The sequence below is a fragment of the Agromyces sp. CCNWLW203 genome (assembly GCF_036576125.1).
Taxonomy (GTDB): Bacteria; Actinomycetota; Actinomycetes; order Actinomycetales; family Microbacteriaceae; genus Agromyces.
Genome location: NZ_JAZHYX010000009.1, coordinates 69,121 through 95,525 on the forward strand (window position 1 = coordinate 69,121; position 26,405 = coordinate 95,525).

Here is a 26,405-nt window from a genome sequence, read left to right on the forward strand (position 1 = left end):
ATGCGCGACGACACCGGTCGCTCCGGCAGCGTCCCCAAGCGTCCGGCAGTGCCGACGCCGAAGCGCGGCGCGCAGCCCTCGAAGCCCGGCTCCAAGTCGAGTGCGTCGGCGAAGTCGGCCGGGTCCGCGACGTCGAGTGCGTCCGCGAAGTCGAAGACGTCCTCGAAGCCGAGTTCGTCCGCGAAGTCGGGCGCGTCGGCGAAGCAGGCCCCGGGCAGGAAGCCCGCGAAGCCGGCTGGCCGGGCCCCCGGCCAGCAGGGCGCCGCGGCCCGAGCAGGCTGGCTCAGCGGCATCCGATTCTCAGGTTTCTCCCTCATCATGATGGGAGTGCTCGTGCTCGCCGTCGTGGTGCTCGCGCCGACGATCGCGGCGTTCGCACAGCAGCGGCAGCAGATCGCCGAGCTCCGCGCCGCCGTCTCCGCCCAGGAGGAGGAGGTGCAGCGGCTTCGCGACGAACGCGAACGCTGGAACGACGACACGTTCATCGTGACCCAGGCACGCGAGCGCCTGTACTACGTGATGCCGGGCGAGGTGAGCTACCTCGTCATCGACGACCGAACGGCAGCGGCGAAGGCGGATGCCACGGCCGAGGTCTCGGCCGAAGTGACCGAATCGAAGGGCGACTGGATGACCACCCTGCTCGGCTCGGTGCTCACCGCGGGCCTCGCCCCCGACGCGGTGCCCCCGGCCGAACCGGCCGAACCGGCCGACGACCCCACGATCACGCCGCCCGCCGACCCAGCAGCCGAGGAGACCCGATGACCCGCCCGCCCTTCGAACCGGTGAGCGAGCGCGACGTGCGCATCGTCTCGGCGCAGCTCGGGCGCCCCGCCCGCGACGTCGTCGGCATCGCGGCGCGCTGCGTGTGCGGTGCCCCGACGGTCGTGGCCACGGCTCCGCGCCTGACCGACGGCACGCCGTTCCCGACGTTCTACTACCTCTCGCACCCGGCGGCGACCGCCGCGATGTCGTTCCTCGAGGCGGCGCAGCTCATGGTCGAGTGCACCGAACTGCTGGCCGCCGACGCCGAGGTCGCCGAGGCATACGGCCGCGCCCACCGCGACTACCTCGCCGATCGCGAGTCGATCGCCGTCGTGCCCGAGCTCGCGGGCATCTCCGCGGGCGGAATGCCCACGCGCGTGAAGTGCCTGCACGCGCTCGTCGCGCACTCGCTCGCCGCAGGGCCGGGGGCGAACCCGATGGGCGACATCGCGCTCGAGCGCTCGACCTGGTCGCCCGACGTGTGCCGCTGCCCCGACTACGGGGTCGACGAGGCGCCCGCAGCGGACGATGCGCAAGCTGCCGAGACCGCAGAAGGACCCATCGGGTGATGCTGTCGACGCGCTGGGGCCGCACCGAACGCACGTCGCGTTCCGGGCGTTCCGGGCGCGCCCGCCGCCCGTTGTCGCTCGTGGCGCGCGCCACCGCCACGCTCGCGGCCGCCACGATGCTCGCCCTCAGTGGTGCGGGCGCCGCTCACGCCGACCTCGTGCGCGACTACGAGTACTGGCTCGCCGACTACGGTTTCACCACGGCCTGGAACACCACCAAGGGCGAGGGCGTCACCGTCGCGGTCATCGACACCGGCGTCAACGGCAACGTCGCCGAACTCCGAGGTGCGGTCACCGGCGGCACGGATGTCTCGGGCCTCGGCACGCCCGACGGCCAGACCCCTGTCGGCGACGATGAGACCCACGGCACGATGGTCGCCGGCCTCCTCGCCGGCCGCGGCACGGGGGAGGGCAGCGGAGTGATCGGCACCGCCCCCGAGGCCGACCTGCTGACCGTGTCCGTCGCGTTCGGCCAGGACACGGGTGCCGTGGCATCCAACGACGACCAGATCGCCGAGGCCGTGCGCTGGGCGGTCGACAACGGCGCCGACATCATCAACATGTCGCTGACGCGCAACACCCCCGACTGGCCCGAGAGCTGGGACGACGCGTTCATGTACGCGTTCGAGCACGACGTCGTCATCGTCGCGGCCGCCGGCAACCGCGGAAGCGGCACGAGCCAGGTCGGCGCACCGGCCACGATCCCCGGCGTGCTCACCGTCGCGGGCGTCGACAAGGCGAAGAACGCGAGCCTCGACGCGAGCTCGCAGGGCATCACGATCGCCGTGGCCGCGCCGAGCGAAGACCTGGTGGGCGTGCTCCCCGACGGCAGCCACGTGCAGTGGGACGGCACGAGCGGCGCGGCCCCCATCGTGACCGGTCTCGTCGCGCTGATCCGCTCGGAGTACCCCGACCTCGACGCGGCGAACGTCATCAACCGACTCATCTCGACTGCCGACCCCAACGGGCAGACCGTTCCGAGCGCCCTCTACGGGTACGGCCTGATCGATCCCGTCGCCGCCCTGAAGGCCGACGTGCCCGAGGTCGACGAGAATCCGCTCGGCAGCCTCGCCGACTGGATCACCCTGCACCGGCGCGCGGAGGTGGAGGCGCCCAACGAGAGCACCGTCGAGCAGCCCATCGTGCCCATCGCCGATCCGCCGCTGCCGCGGTCCGACGGCGCCCAGACCTTGCTTCCGACGCAGTGGACCCTCGCCTACATCACCGTGCCGCTCTCACTGGTCGCAGGGTTTGGTACGCTAGCAGCGCTGTTGGGCATCGGCGCCACTCGGCATACCAAGCGGACTGTCCGCATTCGCGAGCAGTGATCGCACGCAAATCAGCCCGCACGTTCCAAAACTGAGGAGTCCATTCACCGTGCCCAAGATTCTCATCGTCGGCGGTGGCTATGCGGGGTTCTACACGGCGTGGAAGCTCGAGAAGTGGTTGCGTGCCGGCGAGGCCGAGGTGACGATCGTCGACCCGCTGCCGTACATGACGTACCAGCCCTTCCTTCCCGAGGTCGCCGCGGGCTCGATCGAGCCGCGCCACTCGGTGGTCGCGCAGCGCCGCCACCTCAAGAAGACCAACGTGGTGACCGCGAAGGTCACGCGCATCGACCACGCGGCCAAGACCGCGACGATCACGCCCGAGCTCGGTGAGCCGTGGCAGTTCGACTACGACGTGGTCGTCGTCACGGGCGGCGCGGTCTCGCGCACCTTCCCGATCCCGGGCATCGCCGACAACGCCATCGGCCTCAAGTCGGTCGAAGAGGCCGTCGCGATCCGCGACCGCGTACTCACCAACTTCGACAAGGCCTCGAACCTTCCCCCCGGGCCCGAGCGCGAGCGCCTGCTCACGTTCGTCGTCGTCGGCGGCGGGTTCGCCGGCATCGAGGTGTTCGCCGAGCTCCGCTCCTTCGCGAGCTCGCTGCTCGAGTACTACCCGCAGCTCACCTTCGACGAGACGCACTTCCACCTCATCGAGGCCATGGGGCGCATCATGCCCGAGGTCTCGCTCGAGACGAGCCACTGGGTCATCAAGCACCTCGCCCAGCGCGGCGCCGAGATCCACCTCGACACGCAGCTCACGAGCGCGGTCGACGGCGTCATCGAGCTGTCGACGGGCGAGAGCTTCGAGACCGACCTCATCGTCTGGACCGCCGGCGTCATGGCGAACCCCGCGATCGTGCGCTCGAGCGACCTGCCGGTCGAGGAGCGCGGCCGCATCAAGACCCGTGCCGACCTGCGCGTGGGCGACGACGAGGAGTTCGTGGCCGACGCCTGGGCTGCCGGCGACATCGCCGCGGTTCCCGACCTCACGGGCGGCGGCGTCGGCGGCTACTGCGTGCCGAATGCCCAGCACGCCGTGCGTCAGGGCAAGCTGCTCGCGAAGAACATCGTGGCGGTGCTGCGCGGCGAGGAGCCGAAGCAGTACTTCCACAAGAACCTCGGTGCGGTGGCCGGCCTCGGCGTCGGCTCGGGCGTCTTCCAGTCGGGCAAGATCGCGATCAAGGGCCTCCCCGCCTGGTTCGCCCACCGCGGCTACCACGGCCTGGCCATGCCGAGCTGGGAGCGCAAGTTCCGGGTGTTCTGGGGCTGGTGGAACAACTTCTGGCTCGGGCGCGACATCGTCTCGCTGAGCGCCGTGCAGCAGCCGCGCGCCCAGTTCGAGCTGTTCGCCGCTCGTCCGAAGCCGCCGGCGGTCGAGGCTCCGGCGCCCGCTGCCGCGCCTGCCGCGAAGGCGGAGAAGCCGGCCAAGCAGGAGGCCGTCGCCGCCAAGTAGCGACCGCTCCTGACTAAGCTGTGACGCGGCGTCGCCCTTCGGGCGGCGCCGCGCTCCCGTAGCCCAACCGGCAGAGGCAGGCGACTTAAACTCGCCTCAGTCTGGGTTCGAATCCCAGCGGGAGCACCGAAGAGGCTCTGCGTGCAAGGGGTGGGAACCGCCGGCACGCGTTGATATGTTCGTGACATGTCGTCACCCGCCGAGCGGTTGGGGCCCGCAATCGACATCGACGCCCGGCTCACCGAGATCGAGCGTCGTGTGAACCTGCTCGTCAACACCACGCCGCTGAACGCTGCGGAGGCATGGGCGGACTTCGAACGAAGCGACTTCGGCACCGCGCCCACGCTCCGGCTGCGGCCGTTGGACTTCGACCCGGACCTGGCGGAACGCGAGCTGTACGACCTCGAGGTCGAGAACGTCGACGACCCGGCGCTGCACACGCTCTTCCGGGCGAAGCGGGACGAGATCTCCCGGCAGATCACCGCGTTGGAGGACCGTGACACGTCGCGGTTCCTCTACGGGTCGCTCCAGCTGTATGGAACGGTGGCCCCTCCGCTGGTGGCGGCGGCGGAGGAGCTGCTCGAGACCATCCCCCCGCAGTCACCGAGCACCCGGACGGTCACGGCCGGGGCGTTCGCCGACGCCGCCCGTGCGGAGTTCGAGCGCTACCGCGCCGAGTATCCGGACTTCCCGGTGCGCGTCGAGGTACGGGAGGACGTCGCCGAGCTGATGGTGTCGTTCGGCAGCCTGCTGATCCCGGCGTCCGCCGCCTTCCGGGCCGACCGGGTCGAGGCATTGCTGCACCACGAGGTCGGCACCCACGTGGTCACCTTCCAGAACGGCGCTCGGCAGCCACTGAAGCTGCTGACGATCGGTCTGCCTGGCTACGACGAGACCCAGGAGGGCCTCGCAGTGCTCGCCGAATACCTGACCGGCGGGCTGGACCCGCGGCGGCTGCGCGTGCTCGCGGCGCGAGTGGTCGCGGTCGGCAGCATGCTCGACGGTGCCGGCTTCCTGGACATCTTCGAGTCGCTGCGGGCCGAGTATCGCATTCCCGTCCGGACCGCGTGGTCCATCGCCATCCGGGTGGTCGTCGGGGGAGGGTCGGTGAAGGACGCGATCTACCTGCGTGGGATCACGCGCATCCTCGACGCTCTCGCCGAGGGCAGCAGCCTCGATGTCCTGCTCGTCGGCAAGCTCGCGCTGGACCACATCCCCCTGGTGCAGGACCTCCTCGACCGTGAGGTGCTCCAAGCGCCATGGGTTCGGCCACGATGGCTCGACGTGCCGGGGGCGCAGGAGCGCCTCGAGAGGCTGCGCGCGGGCGCGTCGGCCACCGACCTCTACGAAGGAGACGTGACGGCATGAAGCTCGCATTCCTCGTCAACGACGTCGACACCGAGGTGGACGAGTACACGACCACGCGGCTGGCGAGGGCCGCAGCCAGGGGCGGGCACGAGACCTGGTACGTCGGAGTCGGGGACCTCGAGCTCGGCAGCAGCGACGGATTGTTCGCGGCCATGGCCCGCGTTGCGAGGTGGCAGAGCGACGACACCCTCGCGAGCTTCATGGAGCGGATCAAGGCGCGCGACGCAGAGCGGATCGTCGTGGACGAGCTGGATGCACTCGTGCTGCGCAACGAGTCCATCGACGACCTGCAGGAGCGGCCGTGGGCCAGCCCGATGGGCGTGGTGTTCGGGCAGATGCTCGCGGACCGCGGGGTGACGGTCGTCAACGACCCGAACACGCTCCATCGAGCGACCAGCAAGCTCTACCTCGAGGAGTTCCCCGAGAGCGTCCGGCCCCGGTCGCTGGTGACACGGAGCAAGGCGGCGATCGAGCGGTTCGTCGACGAAGTGGGCCACTGCGTCGTCAAGCCGCTGTACGGCGCCAAGGGTCGCAACGTGTTCATGATCGAGGGCCCGGGGGAGACCAACCTCGCGCAGATGACGGAGGCGGTCCTGCAGGACGGCTACGCCATCATCCAGGAGTTCATCGACGGAGCCGAGGACGGCGATGCCCGGATCTTCCTGCTGGAGGGCCGCCTCCTCGAGCGCGACGGCAGGCCGGCCGCCTTCCGACGCGTCCCCACCGGCAAGGACCCGCGCGCCAACATCAGCACCGGCGGTCGGTCGGTGCCCCTCGAGCTCGGTGACGCCGAGCTGGGCATCGTCGCCGCGATGGGCGACAAGCTCGTCGCCGACGGGATGTTCTTCGTCGGCATCGACGTGATCGGCGGCCACGTGGTCGAGATCAACGCGGAGAGTGCCGGCGGGTTCCAGAGCGTCGAGCGGCTCTACGACATCGACATCGCCGAGACCGTCATCGAAGCCCTGGAGCGCCGGGCCTGCCCGTGAGCCGGCGTCGCGCCGGCTCACGGGAGATCGGGCATCGTCGTCAGCCGACGGCCTTCCGCACGAGCTCCGCGATCTTCGCCTCGACCTCCGGCGTCCAGTTGCGCACGGCGAAGCCGATGGGCCACAGGTCGCCGTCGTCGAGGTTCGCCCGATCCTCGAAGCCGATGGTCGCGTAGCGGGTCTTGAACTTCGCGGCCGCTTGGATGAAGACGACGATCTTGCCCTCGGCGTTCGCGAAGCCCGGCATGCCGTAGTAGGTCTTCGGCACGAGGTCGGGTGCGACCTCGGTGACCACCTTGTAGAGGCCCTCGGCGAGCGACCGGTCAGCGGGTTCCATCTCGGCGATGGCGTCGCGCACCGCCTTGTCGCCGGCGGCTCGGTTCTTGCCGGCCTTCTCCTGCTCGCGGAGTTCCTTCGCGCGCTGCTTGACGGCGTCGCGTTCCTCCGCGCTCAGTCCTCCGGACGTGTCTGCCTTCGCCATCTCGTGGTCCCTTCCTCGGATCCTCATCGGTGCCGCCGCGTCGGCGGGCTGTCGATGTCAGGCTATTCGGCGGCGAGCGTCGTGTGCTTCTCCATTCCTGATCGATGCCGGCGGGTGCTGATCGACGACCCCTGATCGACTACTACAGCAGCAGCAGCAGCAGCAGCAGCATCGTCAGCTCAGCCGGTCGAGACGCCGGAGGATGAGTCCCTCGCGGAGCGCCCACGGCGACACCTCGAGCTCGTCGACGCCGAAGGCGCGCATCGTCTCGGAGAGCACGACCGCGCCGGCGACGATCTGGAAGGTGCGGTCGGCCGTGATGCCGGGCAGCGCCGGCCGTGCGTCGGCTGGAATGCGCGCGAGCCGGGGCGTCCAATCGTCGAGGCCGTCGCGGGTCAGGATGCTGCGCTCGGTAGCGCCGAAGCCGTCTTCGACGCTCCCGGCCAGCCGGGCGAGCGAGCGGATCGTCTTGGAGGAACCGACGACGTGGTCGGGCGACGGCAGGGCTTTGAAGGGCTCGACGGCCTCCGCGAGCACCTGGCGCGCATGGGCTCGGAGGCGCGCGACCTGTTGGGGCGAGGGCGGGTCGTCGGGGAGGAACGAGATGGTCGAGCGCCCGGCGCCGAGGGGCAGCGACCGCGCGACATCCGGCACCTCGTCGATGCCCTGCGCGAGTTCGAGCGAGCCGCCGCCGATGTCGAAGAGCAGCAGTCGCCCGGCCGACCAGCCGTACCAGCGGCGCACCGCGAGGTAGGTGAGGCGCGACTCGTCGTCGCCCGAGAGTACCTGCAGTCGCACGCCGGTATCGCGCTCGATGAGATCGAGCACCGCCTCGCCGTTCGCCGCCTCGCGGATCGCCGAGGTGGCGAAGGCGAGCAGTTCCTCGATGCCGGCTTCACGAGCAGCGGATGCCGCGCCGCCCACCGCGGTGACGATGGCGGTGACGCCCTCGGCGCTGATGGCGCCGTCGGGCTCCAGATAGCGCATGAGACGCAGCACCGACTTGTGCGAGGCTGTCGGTATGGGGCGTGCGCCGGCGTGCGCTTCGACGACCAGCAGGTGCACCGTGTTGGAACCGACGTCGAGGACTCCGAGGCGCATGCTGCGAGCGTAACGGTTTTCGTGCATACTGATGCGACTGGGACGATCGTCCCACTTCAGTCGTCGATGGTGCCGAAGGAGTCGCATGGCCCGCATCCCCGCTTCGGAACGGCGTGCCGCACTCGTGCAGGCGGCGCTCCGCGTGGTGTCGCAGCGCGGCATCGCACATGCGACGACTCGGGCGATCGTGGCCGAGGCCGGCATGTCGCTCGCGAGCTTCCACTACGCGTTCGATTCCCGCGACGAGCTCATCGACGAACTCATCGCGACGGTCGTCGCACGCGAGCAGCAGGCCGTGCTGCCCGACGGCCTCGAAGGTCACGACCTCCGCGACCTGCTCGAGGCCGGGGTGCTGCGCTACTTCGACCACCTGCGCGCCGACCCCGAGCACGAGCAGGCGATGCTCGAGCTCACCCAGTACGCGCTGCGCTCACCCGAGCGCCATCCGCTCGCCGTCGCGCAGTACGACAAGTACACCGAACTCGGCGCTCGCTCGCTCGCGGCTGCCGCCGAACTCGCGGGCGCTCGCTGGACCACCCCGGTCGAACAGGTCGCGCGCGTGCTCATCGCCTTCACCGACGGGCTCACCCTCACGTGGCTCGTCACCCGCGACGACGACGTCGCACGAGCGGTCGCACATGCGGCCGCCGACGCCCTCTCGAGAATGGCCGAGCCCCGATGACGAGTCTCGATTCCGCGCCCCTCCCGGCCGAGCCCACCACGGCCGCGCTCGGCGAGCCGGTCCGCCGCGTCTCCGCCGGCTGGATCGCCTCGTTCGCGACGGTCTGGCTCGGCATCTGGATGGCGCAACTGACGCCCGTGCAGTTGCTGCTGCCCGCGCAGATCGACGCCCAGCTGAAGCCCGACAACTGGGTCGACAGTGTCGTCGCGTTCGGCATCATCTCGGGCATCGCCGCGATCGCGACGATCATCGCCTACCCGCTGACGGGCGCGCTCTCCGACCGCACGACCTCGCGATTCGGCCGTCGCCGCCCCTGGATCGCGATCGGCGCGGTCGTCTTCGGGCTCTCGCTCGTCACGCTCGGCGGGCAGACCGAGATCTGGGCGATCGGCGCCACGTGGGTCGCGGCATCCGTCGGCTTCTGCATCATGACGGCCGCGCTCACCGCGACGATCTCCGACCAGGTACCCGTGAACCAGCGCGGCTTCGTCTCGGGCTGGATGTCGGCGCCGCAGGCGGTCGGCATCATCGTGGGCCTCGTGCTCGTGACCGAGCTCGTCACCGACGCCTCGCTCGGGTACATCCTGCTCGCGGTGATCCTCGTCGTGCTGGCGGTGCCGTTCCTCTTCCGGGCCGACCAGCCGCTCGCGCCGACCGAGCGCGTGCGCGTCACGGCCAAGGGGATCCTCAGCGGCTTCTGGATCAGCCCTCGCAAGCACCCCGACTTCGGCTGGACGCTGCTGAGCCGCGTGCTCGTCTCCGTCGGCAACGCGCTCGGCACGAGCCTGCTGCTGTACTTCCTGATGTTCCAACTGAACGACGCGAACGCCGAAGACAACCTGATCGTGCTCACGCTCATCTACATGGTGTTCGTGATCCTCGCGTCGCTCCTGCTCGGGAAGCTCTCCGACAAGCTCGGCCGGCGCAAGATGTTCGTCTTCGTCGCCTCGGCCCTGCAGGGCGTCGCGGCGCTGCTGCTCGCCCTCTTCCCCGACCTGACGGTCGCGATGGTCGCAGCCGGTCTCCTGGGGCTCGGCTACGGCTGCTTCCTCTCCGTCGACCAGGCGCTCGCGACGCAGGTGCTGCCCGACGCCGCGTCGCGTGGCAAAGACCTGGGCATCATGAACATCGCCTCGGCCGTGCCGCAGGCCATCGCCCCCATGATCGGCGCCGCGGCGGTCGTCGTCTCGGGCTCGTTCATGCTCGTCTTCCTGCTCGGCGCCGCGTTCTCGTTCGCCGGGGCCTTCGCCGTCGCCCGAGTCAGGAGCGTGCGCTGATGACGATCGACCTGCGCAAGACCGGTTCGCCGGTGTCGGATGCCTCGGACTGGCTGCACCCCGAGCGGTACTGGCCGTCGCTGACGGCGGCCACCGCTCACCTCGACGCCCCCGTCGGGGTGCTGCACCTCGGGGCGCTGCGCCACAACGCCCTCGACATGCTGCGCCGCGCGCACGGCACGCCGATCCGCGTGGCCTCGAAGTCGCTGCGCGTGCGCGGCATCGTCGAGGCGCTGCTCGCCATGCCGGGCTACCACGGGGTGCTCGCGTACACGCTCGCCGAGGCGCTGTGGCTCGCCGAGACGGTCGACGACGTCGTCGTCGGCTACCCGACCGCCGAGCGCGCCTCGATCCTGCGACTCGCGACCGATCCCGAGTTCGCGAGGCGCGTCACGCTCATGGTGGACTCGCCCGGCCAGCTCGATGTCGTCGACGCGGTGCTGCCTCCCGGCAGGCGCGAGTCGATCCGGGTCTGCCTCGAGCTCGACGCCTCGTGGAACGCGCCGCTGCTCGGCCACCTCGGCGTGCGCCGCTCGCCCGTGCACGCCCCCGAAGACGCTGCGGCGCTCGCCGCGTACATCGTGAAGCGCCCCGGCTTCGAGCTCGTCGGCATGATGGCCTACGAGGCGCAGGTCGCGGGCGTCGTGAACGAGCCCGCCGGCCGGCCGGTCGACGGAGCGGTGAACCGCTGGATGCAGTCGCGCTCGGTGCCCGAGCTGCACGAGCGCCGCGGGCGCGCCGTCGCAGCGGTGCGCGAGATCGTGGAGCTCGAGTTCGTCAACGGCGGCGGCACCGGCTCGCTCGAGACCACGGCGGCGGATGCCTCGGTGACCGAGATCGCGGCCGGCTCCGGCATCTTCGGCGGGCATCTCTTCGACGGCTACCGGCACTTCACGCCCGCGCCGGCCGCGGCCTGGGCGCTCGACGTCGTGCGCCGCCCGAGCCGCGACCACGCGACGATCCTCGGCGGCGGCTGGGTGGCCTCAGGGCCGCCCACCGCCGATCGACTGCCGAGGATCGTCTGGCCCGAGGGGCTCGTGATGGAGCCGCGGGAGATGGCCGGCGAGGTGCAGACCCCGGTCAGCGGCCCCGCCGCCCGAGGCATGAAGGTCGGCGACCGGGTGTGGCTGCGTCACACGAAGTCGGGCGAACTGGCGGAGCACCTGAACGAGTTCGCCCTCGTCGATGCGGGCGAGGTCGTCGACACCATCCCGACGTATCGGGGAGAAGGGAAGGCGTTCCTGTGACCGCGACTGCTTCCCGAAACGAGGAGATCCTGTGACCGCGACTGGAGCCGTCTGGCACGTGTGTACGGGTCGTGCAGGAATCGAGGTTCTCCGATGACCGCGACTGGAGCCGTCTGGCGTAACTGGGGTCGCACGGAATCGGTGCGGCCCCTTCGCGTGGAGCGCCCGGCCTCGGTCGAGGCGGTGCAGCGAGCGGTCGCCGCCGCCGCCGCATCCGGCCTCGCGATCAAGCCCGTCGGCTCGGGCCACAGCTTCACGGGCATCGCGGTCGCGCCGGGCGTGCAGCTCGACATGACCGATGTCTCGGGCGTCATCGACGCGGATGTCGCCACCGGCCGCGTCACTCTGGGCGCCGGTACCCGGCTGCACGAACTGCCCCAGCTGCTCGCGCCCTACGGGCTCGCGCTCGCGAACATGGGCGACATCGACCGGCAGACGATCTCGGGCGCGACGTCGACCGGCACGCACGGCACGGGCCTCGGCTTCGGCGGCCTCGCGACGCAGATCGTCGCCGCCCGGCTCGTGACCGGCACGGGGGAGCTCATCACGGTCAGCGAGACCGAGCGCCCCGAGCTGCTCCCCGCGGTGCGCCTCGGCCTCGGCGCCCTCGGCGTGCTCGTCGACGTGACGCTGCAGCTCGTGCCGAGGTACGTGCTGCACGCCGTCGAGAAGCCCGAGCCGCTCGGCGAGGTGCTGGGCTCTTGGCAGGAGCGTGTACGGGCCGCCGACCACTTCGAGTTCTACTGGTTCCCGCACACCGAGGCGGCACTCACGAAGACGAACACCCGATTGCCGGGCGATGCACCGCGGCGGCCGCTCGGGCGCCTCTCGCGCTGGGTCGACGACGAGCTGCTCGCAAACGGCGCATATCGCGCCGTCTGCGCGCTCGGCACGGTCGCCCCGGCCGTCGTGCCGGCCTTCGCCCGCCAGGTCGAGAAGCTCACGGGCGACCGCGACTTCGCCGACTTCTCGCCGAGGGTCTACGTCACGAACCGCACCGTGCGGTTCCGCGAGATGGAGTACGCGGTGCCACTCGACGCGGTGCCCGCGGCCCTGCGCGAGGTGCGCGAGCTCATCGAGCGGAAGGGCTGGCGCATCAGCTTCCCGATCGAGGTGCGGGCCGCGGCATCCGATGACAACTGGCTCTCGACGGCCCACGGCCGGGAGTCGGGCTACATCGCCGTGCACCGCTACTTCCGGGAAGACCCGACCGAGTACTTCGCCGCCGTCGAGGCGATCATGCGCGGCTACGGCGGCCGTCCGCACTGGGGCAAGATGCACACTCGCGACGCCGAGTCCCTCCGCGAGGTCTACCCCCGCTTCGACGACTTCCTGCGCGTGCGCGACGAGCTCGACCCCGAGCGCCGCTTCGCGAACCCCTACCTCGACCGGGTGCTCGGCGCGTGATGGGCCGTCGGCCATACTGACAGCGTGGAGTACGCATCGAGGGTGCCGGGTTCGCCGCTCGACGGGCTGATCGACGATCTCTACTACCTGGAGGGCGTTCCGCCGTACTCCCGGTTGCTGTTGCCGGCCGCGCCCGCGCCGTTGCTGATCATCAATCTCGGAGCGCCGTTCCTCATCCGCGCAGGCGCCGACGCGGAAGCCGTGGAGTTCGCCGACGGCTGCGCGGTCGCCACGCCCACCCGCGCGTGGGAGTTCGGTTACCCCGCCCCGACCCGGTCCGTGGGCGTCCATTTCACGCCGTGGGGGCTGGCGCCGTTCCTGCCGATGCCTGCAGCCGAGCTCTGCGACCGACCTGCGACGGTGGAGCAGATCTGGGGCCGGCCCGCCGCCGCTGGGTTGCGACAGCGGCTGGCCTCGGCGGCAGCACCGCACGACATGCTGACGGTGCTCGAGGAGGAACTGGTGCGACGGCTGCGGCCGGTCGACGGCCTCGACCTCGTTCGCCAGGTGAGCCGCGCCATCGCGGAGACCGGCGGAGCGGTGCCGATCAGCGACCTCGGTGCGGCAGCCCGCGTCGGCAGCACGTACTTGGCGAAGCGATTCAAGGAGATCGTCGGCGTCACGCCGAAGCGGCTGGCGCGCAGCTCTCGATTCACGCTCACCGTGTTGGCGATCGACGTGACCGCACCCATCGACTGGGGTGATGTCGCCGTGCGAGCGGGCTACTTCGACCAGGCCCACTTCAACCACGAGTTCCGGGAGTTCACCGGGCTCACGCCGACCCGGTACATCGAGGTCCGGCAACGCTTCCTCCGCGAGCATCCCGACCACGCGCTCGACGGCTGGCCGCTGCCGGCCGAGTGATTTCCTACAAGAGCGACCAGCCACCGCGCGGAAGACTGGGACTTCCGATCAGAGGAGGAACCCATGGGCAGAGTGGTCATGAACGCGTCGGTCTCGGTGGACGGCTTCATCGCAGCTCCGAACGACGACCCCGGTCCGCTGTTCGAGTGGCTGGTCAGCGGTGACGTGCCGTTGGACGACAGCGGCGTCCTGAACGTGTCGCAGGCGTCCTACGACCACATCCGGCCCTACTGGGACGAGATCGGGGTGACCATCGCCGGCCGCCACGTCTTCGACCTCACGGACGGCTGGGACGGGAAGCCTCCGAGCGGCATCGACCACGTCGTCGTCGTGACGCACCGGCCGGCGCCCGAGGGCTGGGACCCCGGCGCGCCGTTCCACTTCGTCGACGGCATCGAGGCGGCCGTCGAGAAGGCGAGGGAGCTCGCGGGTGACCGCACCGTCGAGGTCGCCGCCGGCGATGTCGGCGGCCAGATGCTTGCCGCCGGTCTGGTCGACGAGGTGCGAATGGACGTCGCACCCGTCGTGCTCGGGGCCGGCAAGCCCTACTTCGGCTCAGTCGACTCAGCGCAACTGCTGGAGGACCCGGACGTCGTCGTTCAGGGCACCCGGGTGCTTCACCTGCGCTACCGGGTGCGTCGTCGACCGAGCTGAGTGGGAACCGCCTGTGCGTGCATGCGGCGTCAGGGCGTGCGGCGGTGCAGGGTGATCGAGCCGAGCACGATCGATCCGACGATCCACGCGAGGATGACGAGGAGCTTCGCCGTGATCCACTCGGCGCTCTCCGAGTCGGCGGCGACCGCCTGCAGTGCGTCGATCGCGAAGCTCAGCGGCAGCCACTCGCTGATCGCCTCGAGCGCCTCGGGCAACTGGTCGCGCGGAATGAAGATGCCGCCGAGCAGGATCTGCGGGAACACGATGAGCGGCATGAACTGCACGACCTGGAACTCCGAGCGGGCGAACGCGCTCGCGAGCAGCCCGAGCGCGGTGCCGAGCAGCGCATCGGCGACGGCGACTGCGAAGAGCAGCCAGAGCGAGCCCTCGATCTCGAGGCCGCACACCCACACGGCGAACGAGACGGCGATCGCGGTCTGGAAGACGGCGAGCAGGCCGAACGCGAGCGCGTAGCCGAGGATGAAGTCGCCCTTGCCCATCGGCATCGAAAGCAGCCGCTCAAGGGTGCCGCTGCGGCGCTCGCGCAGCGTCGAGATGCTCGTGACGAGGAACATCACGATGAACGGGAAGAGGGCGATCATGGCGGGGCCGATGTCGGTGAAGACGTCGGTGTCCACGAAGATCCAGGCCACGAGGCCGATCAGCAGGCTCGGCACGACGAGGAGCAGGGCGACCGTGCGGTGGTCGTGGCGGATCTGGCCGAGCACGCGTCCGGCGGTCGCGAAGGTGCGGGTGAGGTTCATCGCTCCGTCTCCGTCGTCGTCTTCGTCTCCGTGGTCGGCCGCAGATCGGGTTCGCCGCGTTCGATGAGGCGCAGGAACGCCTGCTCGACGTCGTCGGTGCCCGTGATCTGGAGCACGCCCCGCACGGTGTCGTCGGCGAGCAGCGCGCCGTCGCGGAGCAGCAGCAGGCGATCGCAGCGCTTCGCCTCGTCCATGACGTGGCTCGAGATGAGGAGCGTCGCGCCGTCGTCGGCGAGGCTGCGGAACAGCGCCCAGAGTTCGACCCTGAGCACGGGGTCGAGGCCGACGGTGGGCTCGTCGAGCACGAGCACCTCAGGGTCGCCGAGGAGCGCCGCCGCGAGCGAGACGCGGCTCCGCTGCCCGCCCGAGAGCGAGCCGACGAGCCTGCCGGCAACCGAGCCGAGATCGGTGCGTTCGATGACGCGATCGATGTCGGATGCCGGTGCGCCGACGATGCGGCGGAAGTAGGCGAGGTTCTGGCGCACCGAGAGGTCGTCGTAGACGCTCGCCTGCTGGGTGACGTAGCCCATGCGGGTGCGGAGCGCCCTGCTGCCCGCGGGAAGACCCAGCACCTCGATCGTGCCCGACTTCACGACCTGCACGCCGACGATCGCGCGCATGAGGGTCGTCTTGCCGCTGCCGCTCGGGCCGAGGAGGCCGATGATTCGGCCGCGCGGCACGGCGAGGGAGAGCCGGTCGAGCACTGGCGTGCCGCCGCGGACGACCGTCAGGTCCTGCACGATGACGGCCGCGGCGGATGCGGCGCCCGATGCCCCGCCGGACACCGTGCCCGAGGCATCCGAGTTATTCATCATGTGCTGAATCTTTCGCCGCCGCGGCGGCGCTGTCAAGGGGTCGCGGGACTCCCGGTCAGATGCCACTGCACCGCCGGGCCGACCCGGCGCACGAGCTCGTCGACGTCAGTCGAGGCGACGGGCTCGAACTCGAGCACGTAGCGCACCATGATGACCCCCACGAGCTGCGAGGCCGCGAGCTCGGCCCGGAGGTCGGCGTCGTCGGCGTCGCCGAGGGTCGCGGCGATGCGCTGCATGATCTCGTGGCGGAGGAACTCGCGGAGCATCCGGGCGACCGGCCCCTGCCCGATGGCCGAGCGCAGCGCCGCCACCGCGGCCGGGCGAACGGCGCCGGAGTCCCAGGCCGTGAGCACCGCGCGCACGAGCCGGGCCCCGAGCTCGTCGACCGGCGCGGTGAGCGCCTCGCCCACGATGCGATCGGGGCGCAGCGGCACCTCGACCACCTCGGCGACGAGCGCCTGCTTGCTGTCGAAATAGTGGTGCACCAGCGCGGGGTCGACGTCGGCGCGTCTCGCGATGGCCCGCATCGACGTCGCCTCGTACCCGTGCTCGGCGAACTCGGCCGTCGCGGCGGCGAGGATGCGCGCCCGGGTGTCGCCCGCGTTCGCACCGCGGGGCCGGCCGCGCCGGCGGCGTTGCGAGTGCTCCGTCACAGCCTGAGCCTATGCCCGGAGAACGCCCTCCGCTTCCTCCGAGTCTCATGGGAAGCACAGCTCACGCGGAGGCTCGCTCGGTACACTGAATCCACACAGCAACCAAGCTCAGAGCGCTTAGGAGTCCGTGCCATGGAATGGCTCATCCCCGTCATCATCGTCGTCGCGCTCGTGCTGATCATCGGCATCTACCTCTGGGCCACCTACAACTCCCTCGTCACGCTGAACGTGCGCGTCGACGAGGCGTGGAGCGACATCACGGTGCAGCTGAAGCGCCGTGCCGACCTGATCCCGAACCTCATCGAGGCGGTCAAGGGCTACGCGGCCCACGAGAAGTCGGTCTTCGAGTCCGTCACACAGGCGCGCGCCGAGACGCTGTCGGCGCAGGGGCCCGCAGAAGCCGGTGCCGCTGAGAACCACATGCAGCAGGCGCTGAAGTCGATCTTCGCCGTCGCGGAGGCCTACCCCCAGCTGCAGGCGAGCCAGAACTTCCTGCAGCTGCAGTCGGAGCTCGTCGACACCGAAGACAAGATCCAGGCCTCGCGCCGGTTCTACAACGGCGGCGTGCGCGAACTGAACACCAAGATCAAGGTCTTCCCGAACACGCTGTTCGTGCGCAGCCTCGGGTTCCACGAGCGCGACTTCTTCGAGGTCACGGAGCCGGCGGCCATCGCCGAGCCTCCGCGCGTGCAGTTCTAAGGGCCGGCGTTGTACCGCGCGATCGCGAAGAACAAGCGCAACACCGTCTTCATCGTCCTGTTCTTCCTCGCCATCATCGGCGGGCTGGGCTGGCTGGCGGCGGCCATCTACCAAGACGTCACGATCGTCATCGTCACGCTCGTGATCGCGACGGCGTACGCGCTGTTCCAGTACTTCACGGCCGACCGTCAGGCGCTGTCGATGTCGGGCGCCGTCGAACTGCACTCCAAGGCCGACCACCCGCGACTCTGGCGCACCGTCGAGAATCTCTCGATCACGACCGGCACCCCGATGCCGCGGGTGTTCGTGATCTCCGACCCCGCGCCGAACGCGTTCGCCACGGGCCGCGACCCCGAGCACGCCGTCGTCGCCGCGACGACGGGCCTGCTCGAGATCATGGACGACGCAGAGCTCGAGGGCGTCATGGCCCACGAACTCGGCCACGTGCGCAACTACGACATCCGCCTCTCGATGGTCGTCTTCGGCCTCGTCGTGGCCGTCGGGTTCATCTCCGACATGCTCGTGCGCATGGCCTTCTTCGGCCGCGGCAACAACAACGGCAACCCGATCGTCTTGATCTTCGGCCTCGTCGCGATGCTCATCGCGCCGCTCGTCGCGAGCCTCGTGCAGCTGGCCGTCTCGCGCCAGCGCGAGTACCTCGCCGATGCCACGGGCGCGATGACGACCCGGCACCCCGACGCACTCGCCCGGGCCCTGCTGAAGCTCGAGACCTACGGGCGCCCGATGCAGCGGCAGAACTCGTCGATGGCCCACCTCTGGATCGCCGACCCGCTGAAGCCCGGCGTCATGGACAAGCTCTTCGCCACCCACCCGCCGATCGCCGATCGCGTCAAGCGCCTCGAAGAGATGGGCGGCGCGTTCTGAGCCCCCGGCCTCCGGACGCACTCACGAGTGCTCGGCGGCTCTCGAGTACGCTCGCGCTCGCGCTCACGCCGCGCTGAGCTCGGCGGCCAGCGCGGGGGAGAGGTCGCCTCGACCGGTGACGCTCACCTCGCCGAGCCCCTGCCAGGCCGCGGCGCGCTGCAGCACGGGAACGAGCCGTGCCGCTGTCTCGGCCGGAGCCCCTGGCTCGCTCCACGCCGACTGCACCCGCAGCACGCCGGCCTGCCGGTCGCTCTTCAGGTCGACCCGGCCGACCACGCGATCGTCGATGAGCACGGGCAGCGAGTAGTACCCGAACTTCCGCTGGGGCTCGGGCGTGTAGATCTCGATGCGGTAGTGGAAGTCGAAGAGCCGCTCGGTGCGGGGCCGGAACCACACGACGGGATCGAACGGCGAGAGCACCGCGGCCGTCTCGATGCGGCGCGGGCGCTTCGCATCGCGGTGCAGCCAGGCGGGCGTCGGCCGTGACCCGTTGCTCCACCCGGGCACCTCGACCGGCAGCAGCACGCCGGCCTCTTCGAGCTCGGTGATGGCCTGTCGCACGGGCGCGCGCTTCATGCGCCAGTAGTCGGCGAGGTCGGCCTCCGTCGCGATGCCCTGAGCGGATGCCGCGAGCCCGACGAGCTCGCGCACGGCATCGGCCTCGGGCGGGGCCGTGCCCAACAGTTCTGCCGGCAGTGCCTGCTCGGGCAGGGCGTAGACGCGCTCGAAGCGGCGCCGCTCGACGCACACGACGTCGCCGGTGCGGAACATCATCTCGAGCGTGCGCTTCACGTCGGACCAGCCCCACCACGCGCCGCGCCGTTCGTTCGCGTCGTGCTCGATCTCGCTCGCCCGCATGGGGCCGTTCGCGGCGAGCTCGGCCCGCAGCCACTCGGCGAGCGGCGCGTCTTGGGCGACCCATCCGCCCCAGTCGCTGCCGCTCGCCCGGAACGCCGTGCGGCGGAACTCGAAGAGCGGCCAGAGCTCTCGGGGAATGTAGGCCGCCTGATGCGCCCAGTACTCGACCATGCGCCCGCGCCGACCCGTGGTGATGCGATCGAGCGCGGCGCGGTCGTAGGCCCCGACCCGGCTGAAGGCGGGCAGGTAGTGGCTGCGCTCGAAGACGTTCACCGAGTCGATCTGCAGCAGCGCCAACCGATCGATGACGCCGTTGACGGCACGGGTGCCCGGTGCCTCGGGCAGCGGGCGCGCGAAACCCTGCGCGGCGAGTGCGATGCGGCGAGCGAGGGCGGGGCTGACGACGTCGACCATGATGGCTCGACGATAGCGGGAGCGACCGACACTGACCGATTCGCTGGCGCGCGGCATCCGCTCGCCCATGCCGCCCCGTTCATACGCCCCGCCTAGACTGGAGCGATGACGGACTCCACGGGGCGGAAACGGGGCCGGTTGTCGAGGGGCGCTGCGGAGTCGCCGCCGGCGGCGCAGGCGGAGTCAGCGCCGCGCGAAGCGGCCGACAGCATCCCCTTCGGCGTGCGACTGGCCGCCGGATGGTCGTGGCGGCTGCTGCTCATCGGCGGCGTGCTCGCGGTCGTCGTCTTCCTGATCATCCAGCTGCGATTGATCGTCATCCCGATCCTCGTGGCCGTGCTCGTCGGGGCACTGCTCGTGCCGTTCTCGGGCCTCCTGCAGAAGCACCGCTGGCCGAAGTGGCTCGCCGTGACGACCGCCATGCTCTCGGCGCTGATCGTCGTCGGCGGCCTGCTCACGCTCGGCATCACGCAGATCGTGCGCGGCTCCGACGAGCTCGCCGCGCAGTCGCTCGTGGCGTGGGACGACTTCCGCGAGTGGCTCCTCGAAGGGCCGTTCCACATCACCGAGTCCCAGTTGAACGAGTGGGTCGATCAGATCATCCAGTCGGTGCAGCAGGACAGCGGGCTCCTGGTCAGCGGCGCGCTCTCGCTGAGCTCGACGCTCGGGCACTTCCTCGCGGGCCTGCTGCTCGCGCTCTTCGCGACGCTCTTCATCCTCATCGACGGCCGCGGCATCTGGAACTGGATCGTCGGCATCTTCCCCCGCCGGGCCCGAGCCGCCATCGATGGCGCGGGCAACGCCGGCTGGGCGACGCTGCAGAACTTCGTGAAGGTGCAGATCCTCGTCGCCACGATCGACGCGATCGGCATCGGGCTCGGCGCGTTCTTCCTCGGCGTTCCCCTCGCAGTGCCGATCGCGATCCTCGTCTTCCTCGGCTCGTTCATCCCGATCGTCGGTGCCGTCGCCACCGGCGCGCTCGCCGTCTTCGTCGCCCTCGTCTACAACGGACCGGTCATCGCGCTCATCATGCTCGGCATCGTGCTGCTCGTGCAGCAGGTCGAGGGTCACGTGCTGCAGCCGCTCATCATGGGCACGGCCGTGAAGGTGCATCCGCTCGGCGTCGTCGTCGCGGTCGCGACCGGATCGCTCCTCGCCGGCATCCCCGGTGCGCTCTTCGCGGTGCCCGTCGCCGCGGTCGTGAACGTCATGATCCTCTCGGTCTCGAGCGGTGCGTGGAAGAACGACGACGCCCCGCCGCCGCAGCCCCGATCGGCGCTCTGGCGCACGGTGCCGCAGCGCCCTGGTTACAAACGAGGAGAATGAACGAGTTGACGAGCACGAGCACGAGCACGATTGCAGGGCCGAGCCTCGCCGACTTCGAGCGTGCGCGAGGCGTGGTCTCCGCCGTCGCTCGGCAGACGCCCATGGAGTCGTCGCGATTCCTCGCCGATCTCCTCGGCGTGCCCGTGCACCTGAAGTGCGAGAACCTGCAGCGCACGGGCTCGTACAAGCTGCGCGGCGCCTACCACCGCATCGCCGCCCTGACCGAGTCGGAGCGCGCACGCGGTGTCGTCGCCGCCTCGGCGGGCAACCACGCCCAGGGCGTCGCGTTCGCCGCCCGAGAGCTCGGCATCAGCGCCACGATCTTCATGCCAGTCGGAGTCGCCCTGCCGAAGCTCGAGGCGACCCGCGCCTACGGCGCCGACGTCGTGCTCCGCGGCGACTCCGTCGGCGAGACGCTCGAAGCCGCCGCGGTCTTCGCCGACGAGACCGGCGCGGTCATCATCCCGCCGTTCGACCACCCCGACGTGATCGCGGGGCAGGGCACGCTCGGCCTCGAGATCCTCGAGCAGACGCCCGACGTCGCGACGATCATCGTGCCGATCGGCGGCGGCGGCCTCGCCGCGGGCATCGCGAGCGCCGCCAAGCAGCGCGCCGCCCAGCTCGGGCGCACCATCCGCATCGTCGGCGTGCAGGCCGAGAACGCCGCGCCCTACGTCGCCTCGCTCGCGGCGGGCTCGCCGCAGCGGGTGCCGGTCGTGCCGACGATCGCCGACGGCATCGCCGTCTACCGGCCCGGCGAGCTGAACTTCGAAATCATCCGCGAGGCGATCGACGAGATCGTCACGGTCTCCGAAGACGACATCGCACGGGCGCTCCTCGTGCTGCTCGAACGCGCGAAGCTCGTCGTCGAGCCGGCCGGCGCGGTCTCGGTGGCGGCGATCATGACCGGCCAGATCGCCTCCGACGGCCCCGTCGTCGCCATGCTCTCGGGCGGCAACATCGACCCGCTCCTCATGCAGCGCGTGATCGCGCACGGGCTCGCGGCATCCGATCGCTATCTCACGCTCCGCATCGGCATGCCCGATCGACCCGGTCAGCTCGCCCGCATCGCCGAGCTGCTCGCCGAGGCGAACGCGAACGTCATCGAGGTGCTGCACACGCGGCACGGGTCAGGGCTGCAGATCTCGGAGGTGGAGCTCAAGCTCTCGATCGAGACCCGCGGCCCAGAGCACCGGGCCGAGGTCGTCGAGGTATTGCGACGAGCCGGCTACGAGCCGGTCGTCGACAACGACTGACGGGCGCCGCCAACCCAATACAGGCCTACCGGCCTACCGGCCTACTGGCCGCCCCAGGTCTCGACGCTCGTGATCTCGACGGCGATCTCGCGGCCGTTGGGTGCGGTGTAGCTCGTCTTCTCGCCGACCTTCAGGCCGAGGATCGCAGCGCCGAGGGGGCTCTGCGTGCTCCACACGTCGAGCTCGGAGTCGCCGGCGATCTCGCGGCTGCCGATGAGGAAGGTCTCTTCATCGCCCGCGATCATCGCGGTGATGACGGTGCCGGCCTCGACGACGCCCGACGACTGGGGTGCGTCGCCGACCTCGGCCGTGCGGAGGAGCTCCTTCAGCTGACGGATGCGGGCCTCCATCTTGCCCTGCTCGTCCTTCGCGGCGTGGTAGCCGCCGTTCTCCTTGAGGTCGCCCTCTTCGCGCGCGGACTCGATGCGCTTGGCGATGTCTTCGCGGCCGTGGGTGGAGAGCTGCTCGAGCTCCGCTGCCAGGCGGTCGTAGGCCTCCTGGGTGAGCCAGGTGGCGGTGACGTCCTGCGCCATGATGCACACTCCCGTGTCATGCAGCCTCGGCTGCACTCCGTATAGACGTGTCGCCCCGACGGATGTCGGAGCGAATCCCCCATGTTAGGTGAGCCAGCAGCCGTAAATCAAACCCGTGTTCGCCTCCTGGGCGACCCGCACGGTCTCGGTGAGACTGCGCAGGTGCCGATCGGAGGCCGGGATCTCGACGATCTTCCAGCCCACGACGGTGAAGTCCTCGTTGAAGGCCTGCACGGCGCACGCGGTCTCGTTGCCGGGCGGCACCGACAGGGTCCAGGTGACCTCGACGGCCCGCTGCTCGTTCATGAGCCGGTGCCCCGTGTCGGTGACCTCGATCTGCGGCTTCTGCCCGTCGAGGCCGGCCCAGACGACCCAGGCGACGAGCACGATCGCGAAGGCGATGGCGCCGCCGATGAGCAGGAGCCGATCGCGACTGCGGTGCGTGCGGGTGCGCCCGTAGCGTGCGTCGAGCACGTCGTTCCGGGGCGCGGTCACCGCAGGCTCCTTCGAGGTCGATCGTCTAGGCTTGAGTCAAGCCTAACGCGCCCAGCCAGGGCCGAATCCCGCCAGTGCACGCGTGAAAGAGAGTCCGATGCTCGTCGTTCCAGCCCTGACCTTCCTGGCGGAAGACGAGGAGTTCGACCCCAACACGGTCACGCCCGGCGTCTGGGGCTTCGTCATCACGTTCCTCATCATGATCGTGGTGCTGCTGCTCGTGCTCGACATGGTGCGCCGCATCCGCCGCACGAACTACCGCATCGAGGTGCGCGAGCGGCTCGAGGCCGAGGCACGCGACGCCGAGATCGCCGAGGCCGACGGTCAGGCGACGGATGCCTCGGGCGCCCTGCCGCCCGTCGAACCCGGTGCGACCGACGACGGGCCCGACGAGGCATCCGCTCGCTGAACCCGGCTCGCTGAGCGGGTCTCGATACGCTCGCTTCGCTCGCTACTCGACCGGCGTCAAGCGTCAGCCGACGTGGTAGACGGGCGCGATTGCGATGAGCAGCGTCGCCGTCCAGTGGCACATGAAGGCGAGCACCGTGGCGGTGTGGAAGATCTCGTGGAACCCGAAGACGCCCGGCCACGGGTTCGGCTTCTTGAGCCCGTAGACGATGGCGCCGCCCGTGTAGAGCAGCCCGCCGACGATCACGAGCACCATCATCGCCGCGTTCGCGGCGAGCAGGTCGCCGAGGTACATCACGGCCGCCCACCCGAGCAGCAGGTAGAGCGCCACATAGAGCCAGCGCGGAGCGCCGATCCAGAACACACGGAAGCCGATGCCCGCGAGCGCCCCGGCCCAGACGACGCCGAGCAGCAGCCAGCCCTTGTCGGGCGGCAGCGCCAGCACCGCGAGCGGCGTGTACGTGCCCGCGATCAGCAGGAAGATGTTGGCGTGGTCGATGCGCTTCAGCACGAGCTTCGTCTTCGGCTTCCAGTTGAAGCGGTGGTAGAGCGCCGAGTTGCCGAAGAGCAGCATCGAGGAGAGCACGAAGACGGCGGACGCCCACTTCGCCGGAGCGCCCTCGGCGAGCACGATGAGCACGATGCCCGCCGCGATCGTGACGGGGAAGGTGCCCGCGTGGATCCAGCCGCGCCACGTCGGCTTGACCTCTTCGGGGTGTGCGAGCGAGTCGTCGAGCAGGGGGATGTTCGGCAGGTCGGAGCCGTGCTCGGCATGCGAGACGGCGAGATCGCCGGGGTCCTCCGCCGCGACGGGGCGGGAGAGTTCGTCCACGGCATCGCGTGATGCGCGGCGGCGCTTCGAGGTCATGCTCACAGCGTATGACGTCGCCGGTCACGACCGGCTGTGAGTGTCGGATGCCGCGGAGGGGTAGCGTAGTCCCGTGCAGACGAGCGATCAGCCCCTCGGTCGCGGCATCCTCTACCGCCTCTACCAGAACCGGCTTCGGCGCGGACTCGACCCCGAGGACATGCCGCGCCATGTCGCGATGATCATCGACGGCAACCGCCGCTGGGCGAAGCAGCTCGGCTACGACACCGCGGCGCACGGCCACCGAGCGGGCGCGGCGAAGATGCGCGAGTTCCTCGAGTGGTGCGACGACGCCGGCATCAAGACGGTCACGCTCTACCTGCTCTCGAGCGACAACCTCGGCAACCGCCCCTCGGCCGAGCTCGCCGACCTCATCGAGATCATCGCCGAGCTCGCCGAAGAGCTCTCGCACTACCGCGACTGGCGGGTGCAGCACGTCGGGTCGGATGCCGGGCTTCCCGAGCCGCTCGTCGCCGCCCTCGACGCCGCGGAGCACCGCACCGCCGACAAGCACGGCCTGCACGTCAACCTCGCCGTCGGCTACGGCGGCCGCAAGGAGATCACCGACGCGATGCGCTCCATCGTCGCCGAGCATCACGCCGAAGGCCGCAGCCTCGACGACCTCGCCGAACGGCTGACGCCCGACCTCATCGGCCAGCACCTCTACACGGGCGGCCAGCCCGACCCCGATCTCGTCATCCGCACGTCGGGCGAGCAGCGGCTCAGCGACTTCATGCTCTGGCAGTCGGCCCACAGCGAGTTCTACTTCGTCGAGGCGCTCGGCCCCGACCTCCGCAAGGTCGACTTCCTGCGGGCACTCCGCGACTACACGAAACGACATCGCAGATTCGGCGGATGACGCGCGCCGCCCTCGTCTGCGAGACTATGCGCGCCGACCGATTCCGCCTCGAACTGCGCCTCGACGAAGGGGGCACCACCACGTGACCATCGACGACTTCACCGCCGGATTCACCCAGGAACCCGGCTACCTCGACTACGGCAGGGTCGGGCCGCTCTCGACCGCCGCCGCCGAGGAATCGCTCGTCTTCACCCAGGTGCTGCAGCGCGCCCGTCACGGCAGCCTCGACGAGTTCCGCGAGCAAGACGCTCGCGTGCGTGCGGCGGCGTCGGCGGTCACCGGGTTCCCGGCCGACCAGATCGTGTTCCAGCCCAACGCGACGACCGGCATCATGCACGCGATGTTCGGGTTGACCGGCGGCGTGCTGCTCTCGGCCGACGAGTTCCCGAGCCTGCCCATCGCCGCGGTGCGCGCCCAGGAGGCGCTGCACACCGTGCAGCCCGTGTGGCTCGAGACCGACCACGGCAAGGTGACGCCTGGCCAGATCCGCGAGCAGCTCGAGTCGAACGTCGCCGCCGTCGCGGTCAGCCTCGTCGACTCGCGCTCGGGCTATCTCTGCGACATTGAGGGCGTCAGGCAGGTCATCGGCGACCGGCTGCTGATCGTCGACGCGATCCAGGGCTTCGGCGTCGTCGACGCACCTTGGGAGGTCGCCGACGTCGTGCTGACCGGCGGGCAGAAGTGGTGCCGCGCCGGCTGGGGCACGGGGTTCATGGCCCTGTCGCCGCGCGCGCTCGACCAGCTCACTCCGGTGTTCTCGGGCTTCACCGGCACTGAAGAGGACGAGCCATGGGGCGAGGTGCCGCCGCCTGCGGCCGGTGCACGCGCGTATCGGATCTCCAACCCCGACCCGCTCGCCGAGGCCAGGTTCGCGGCGAGCCTCGAGGAGATCGCCGGTGTCGGCGTCGCCGAGATCAACGCCGCGGTGACCGAGCGGGTGAGCCGGACCATCGAGCTCGCCGACGAGTTCGCGATCGCCGTCGTCTCCTCGCGCGACGAGCGCGAGCGCGCCGGCATCGTCGTGCTCGAACCCCCGACCGAGCAGGTGACCCTGCTCACCGCGTCGCTGCACAACCACGGCGTCACGGCGACGATGCGCCAGGGCCGCATCCGGCTCTCGGTGCACGCCGCGACCTCGGACGAGACGCTCGACATGCTGCGTGCCGCGTTCGTCTCATACGGCACCGCGGCGAGCTACTGAACGGGCACTGGCGCGCCGCGGCATCCGCTCGCAGGTGAACGGCATGTGTCGTGCCGCGTGTCGCTGAGCCCGATTCGCCGGCACCGTCGTAGCGTCTGTGGCATCGGACAAGTCGTCCGATCGAGTCGGCTCGTGAACCGCTCGTGGGAGGATCGCCGCCGGCCCGGAATGCCGAGCTGAAGCTCG

28 protein-coding genes and 1 tRNA gene are annotated in these 26,405 nt (G+C 70.3%); 20 read left to right on the forward strand and 9 right to left on the reverse strand.

Features of this window, described 5'->3' with window-relative positions; genetic code table 11:
* The 7 genes from VPH61_RS18080 (at position 1) to VPH61_RS18110 (ending at position 6,472) form a co-directional block, all read left to right on the forward strand.
* Positions 1–762, forward strand: a complete 762-nt coding sequence (locus tag VPH61_RS18080) for an FtsB family cell division protein (RefSeq protein ID WP_332064909.1) — start codon at positions 1–3, stop codon at positions 760–762.
* A complete protein-coding gene (locus VPH61_RS18085) occupies positions 759–1,331 on the forward strand; it encodes a DUF501 domain-containing protein (RefSeq protein WP_332064910.1) in 573 nt (190 codons plus the stop codon). Before VPH61_RS18080 ends, VPH61_RS18085 begins: the two co-directional genes overlap by 4 nt.
* Positions 1,331–2,659: a S8 family serine peptidase gene (locus VPH61_RS18090; RefSeq protein WP_332065022.1), complete on the forward strand. Its 1,329-nt coding sequence runs from the start codon at positions 1,331–1,333 to the stop codon at positions 2,657–2,659. The genes VPH61_RS18085 and VPH61_RS18090 overlap by 1 nt, the downstream gene beginning before the upstream one ends.
* A gap of 49 nt (positions 2,660–2,708) precedes the next feature.
* Positions 2,709–4,115, forward strand: coding sequence for an NAD(P)/FAD-dependent oxidoreductase (locus VPH61_RS18095; protein ID WP_332064911.1), 1,407 nt, complete (start codon positions 2,709–2,711; stop codon positions 4,113–4,115).
* 52 nt (positions 4,116–4,167) lie between these two features.
* Positions 4,168–4,241: transfer RNA gene (locus VPH61_RS18100), tRNA-Leu, on the forward strand.
* A 132-nt stretch (positions 4,242–4,373) separates the two neighbouring features.
* Complete coding sequence (locus tag VPH61_RS18105; RefSeq protein WP_332064912.1) at positions 4,374–5,483, forward strand: flavohemoglobin expression-modulating QEGLA motif protein; 1,110 nt, start codon at positions 4,374–4,376, stop codon at positions 5,481–5,483.
* Complete coding sequence (locus VPH61_RS18110) at positions 5,480–6,472, forward strand: glutathione synthase (protein WP_332064913.1); 993 nt, start codon at positions 5,480–5,482, stop codon at positions 6,470–6,472. Before VPH61_RS18105 ends, VPH61_RS18110 begins: the two co-directional genes overlap by 4 nt.
* Before the next feature lie 40 nt (positions 6,473–6,512).
* On the opposite strand, the gene VPH61_RS18115 is transcribed toward VPH61_RS18110, so the two are convergent.
* Together VPH61_RS18115 and VPH61_RS18120 are read right to left on the reverse strand one after the other, a co-directional pair.
* Entirely contained in the window at positions 6,513–6,953 is a 441-nt protein-coding gene (locus VPH61_RS18115) for an iron chaperone (RefSeq protein WP_332064914.1), read from the reverse strand.
* Positions 6,954–7,127: 174 nt separating this feature from the next.
* The gene (locus VPH61_RS18120; protein ID WP_332064915.1) at positions 7,128–8,054 is read right to left on the reverse strand and encodes a Ppx/GppA phosphatase family protein; all 927 of its coding nucleotides are present in this window, start codon (positions 8,052–8,054) and stop codon (positions 7,128–7,130) included.
* A gap of 85 nt (positions 8,055–8,139) precedes the next feature.
* Between VPH61_RS18120 and VPH61_RS18125 the strand changes: the two genes are divergently transcribed.
* The 6 genes from VPH61_RS18125 to VPH61_RS18150 all read left to right on the forward strand — a co-directional run bounded on the left by VPH61_RS18125 (position 8,140) and on the right by VPH61_RS18150 (position 14,185).
* A complete protein-coding gene (locus VPH61_RS18125) occupies positions 8,140–8,736 on the forward strand; it encodes a TetR/AcrR family transcriptional regulator (RefSeq protein WP_332064916.1) in 597 nt (198 codons plus the stop codon).
* Complete coding sequence (locus VPH61_RS18130) at positions 8,733–10,013, forward strand: MFS transporter (protein WP_332064917.1); 1,281 nt, start codon at positions 8,733–8,735, stop codon at positions 10,011–10,013. The genes VPH61_RS18125 and VPH61_RS18130 overlap by 4 nt, the downstream gene beginning before the upstream one ends.
* Positions 10,013–11,260, forward strand: coding sequence for an amino acid deaminase/aldolase (locus tag VPH61_RS18135; RefSeq protein WP_332064918.1), 1,248 nt, complete (start codon positions 10,013–10,015; stop codon positions 11,258–11,260). Before VPH61_RS18130 ends, VPH61_RS18135 begins: the two co-directional genes overlap by 1 nt.
* Before the next feature lie 93 nt (positions 11,261–11,353).
* Positions 11,354–12,667 carry a D-arabinono-1,4-lactone oxidase gene (locus VPH61_RS18140; RefSeq protein WP_332064919.1) on the forward strand — a complete coding sequence of 438 codons (1,314 nt, stop codon included), beginning with the start codon at positions 11,354–11,356 and terminating at the stop codon, positions 12,665–12,667.
* Between the two features lie 24 nt (positions 12,668–12,691).
* Entirely contained in the window at positions 12,692–13,531 is an 840-nt protein-coding gene (locus tag VPH61_RS18145) for a helix-turn-helix domain-containing protein (protein ID WP_332064920.1), read from the forward strand.
* 63 nt (positions 13,532–13,594) lie between these two features.
* Positions 13,595–14,185 carry a dihydrofolate reductase family protein gene (locus VPH61_RS18150; RefSeq protein ID WP_332064921.1) on the forward strand — a complete coding sequence of 197 codons (591 nt, stop codon included), beginning with the start codon at positions 13,595–13,597 and terminating at the stop codon, positions 14,183–14,185.
* A 29-nt stretch (positions 14,186–14,214) separates the two neighbouring features.
* Here the strand turns inward: VPH61_RS18150 and VPH61_RS18155 are convergent, their stop codons facing one another.
* Genes VPH61_RS18155 through VPH61_RS18165 form a run of 3 tightly spaced genes read right to left on the reverse strand, consistent with a single transcriptional unit; the run spans position 14,215 to position 16,417 of the window.
* On the reverse strand, positions 14,215–14,949 hold the full coding sequence (locus VPH61_RS18155) for an ABC transporter permease (protein WP_332064922.1): 735 nt from the start codon (positions 14,947–14,949) through the stop codon (positions 14,215–14,217).
* Complete coding sequence (locus tag VPH61_RS18160) at positions 14,946–15,764, reverse strand: ABC transporter ATP-binding protein (protein WP_442879126.1); 819 nt, start codon at positions 15,762–15,764, stop codon at positions 14,946–14,948. Before VPH61_RS18160 ends, VPH61_RS18155 begins: the two co-directional genes overlap by 4 nt.
* A gap of 32 nt (positions 15,765–15,796) precedes the next feature.
* Positions 15,797–16,417, reverse strand: a complete 621-nt coding sequence (locus VPH61_RS18165) for a TetR/AcrR family transcriptional regulator (protein ID WP_332064923.1) — start codon at positions 16,415–16,417, stop codon at positions 15,797–15,799.
* 132 nt (positions 16,418–16,549) lie between these two features.
* On the opposite strand from VPH61_RS18165, the gene VPH61_RS18170 reads away from it, so the two are divergent.
* Complete coding sequence (locus tag VPH61_RS18170; RefSeq protein WP_332064924.1) at positions 16,550–17,116, forward strand: LemA family protein; 567 nt, start codon at positions 16,550–16,552, stop codon at positions 17,114–17,116.
* A gap of 9 nt (positions 17,117–17,125) precedes the next feature.
* Positions 17,126–18,001 carry a M48 family metalloprotease gene (locus VPH61_RS18175; RefSeq protein ID WP_332064925.1) on the forward strand — a complete coding sequence of 292 codons (876 nt, stop codon included), beginning with the start codon at positions 17,126–17,128 and terminating at the stop codon, positions 17,999–18,001.
* A 63-nt stretch (positions 18,002–18,064) separates the two neighbouring features.
* Here the strand turns inward: VPH61_RS18175 and VPH61_RS18180 are convergent, their stop codons facing one another.
* Positions 18,065–19,273, reverse strand: coding sequence for a winged helix-turn-helix domain-containing protein (locus tag VPH61_RS18180; protein ID WP_332064926.1), 1,209 nt, complete (start codon positions 19,271–19,273; stop codon positions 18,065–18,067).
* A gap of 105 nt (positions 19,274–19,378) precedes the next feature.
* On the opposite strand from VPH61_RS18180, the gene VPH61_RS18185 reads away from it, so the two are divergent.
* Both VPH61_RS18185 and ilvA read left to right on the forward strand, forming a co-directional pair.
* Positions 19,379–20,599, forward strand: a complete 1,221-nt coding sequence (locus VPH61_RS18185; protein ID WP_332064927.1) for an AI-2E family transporter — start codon at positions 19,379–19,381, stop codon at positions 20,597–20,599.
* Between the two features lie 5 nt (positions 20,600–20,604).
* Positions 20,605–21,855: a threonine ammonia-lyase gene (ilvA, locus tag VPH61_RS18190; protein WP_442879127.1), complete on the forward strand. Its 1,251-nt coding sequence runs from the start codon at positions 20,605–20,607 to the stop codon at positions 21,853–21,855.
* A 41-nt stretch (positions 21,856–21,896) separates the two neighbouring features.
* On the opposite strand, the gene greA is transcribed toward ilvA, so the two are convergent.
* Together greA and VPH61_RS18200 are read right to left on the reverse strand one after the other, a co-directional pair.
* The gene (gene greA / locus VPH61_RS18195) at positions 21,897–22,388 is read right to left on the reverse strand and encodes a transcription elongation factor GreA (protein WP_332064929.1); all 492 of its coding nucleotides are present in this window, start codon (positions 22,386–22,388) and stop codon (positions 21,897–21,899) included.
* An 84-nt stretch (positions 22,389–22,472) separates the two neighbouring features.
* Complete coding sequence (locus tag VPH61_RS18200) at positions 22,473–22,883, reverse strand: DUF4307 domain-containing protein (protein ID WP_332064930.1); 411 nt, start codon at positions 22,881–22,883, stop codon at positions 22,473–22,475.
* A 97-nt stretch (positions 22,884–22,980) separates the two neighbouring features.
* Here VPH61_RS18200 and VPH61_RS18205 point away from each other — a divergent pair, with 97 nt between their 5' ends.
* Positions 22,981–23,292, forward strand: a complete 312-nt coding sequence (locus tag VPH61_RS18205) for a hypothetical protein (RefSeq protein WP_332064931.1) — start codon at positions 22,981–22,983, stop codon at positions 23,290–23,292.
* A 63-nt stretch (positions 23,293–23,355) separates the two neighbouring features.
* Here VPH61_RS18205 and trhA read toward each other — a convergent pair whose 3' ends face one another.
* Positions 23,356–24,159, reverse strand: coding sequence for a PAQR family membrane homeostasis protein TrhA (gene trhA / locus VPH61_RS18210; protein ID WP_332064932.1), 804 nt, complete (start codon positions 24,157–24,159; stop codon positions 23,356–23,358).
* Positions 24,160–24,232: 73 nt separating this feature from the next.
* Here trhA and VPH61_RS18215 point away from each other — a divergent pair, with 73 nt between their 5' ends.
* Complete coding sequence (locus tag VPH61_RS18215; protein ID WP_332064933.1) at positions 24,233–25,018, forward strand: isoprenyl transferase; 786 nt, start codon at positions 24,233–24,235, stop codon at positions 25,016–25,018.
* A gap of 82 nt (positions 25,019–25,100) precedes the next feature.
* Entirely contained in the window at positions 25,101–26,219 is a 1,119-nt protein-coding gene (locus VPH61_RS18220) for an aminotransferase class V-fold PLP-dependent enzyme (RefSeq protein ID WP_332064934.1), read from the forward strand.
* Positions 26,220–26,405: the final 186 nt, after the last annotated feature.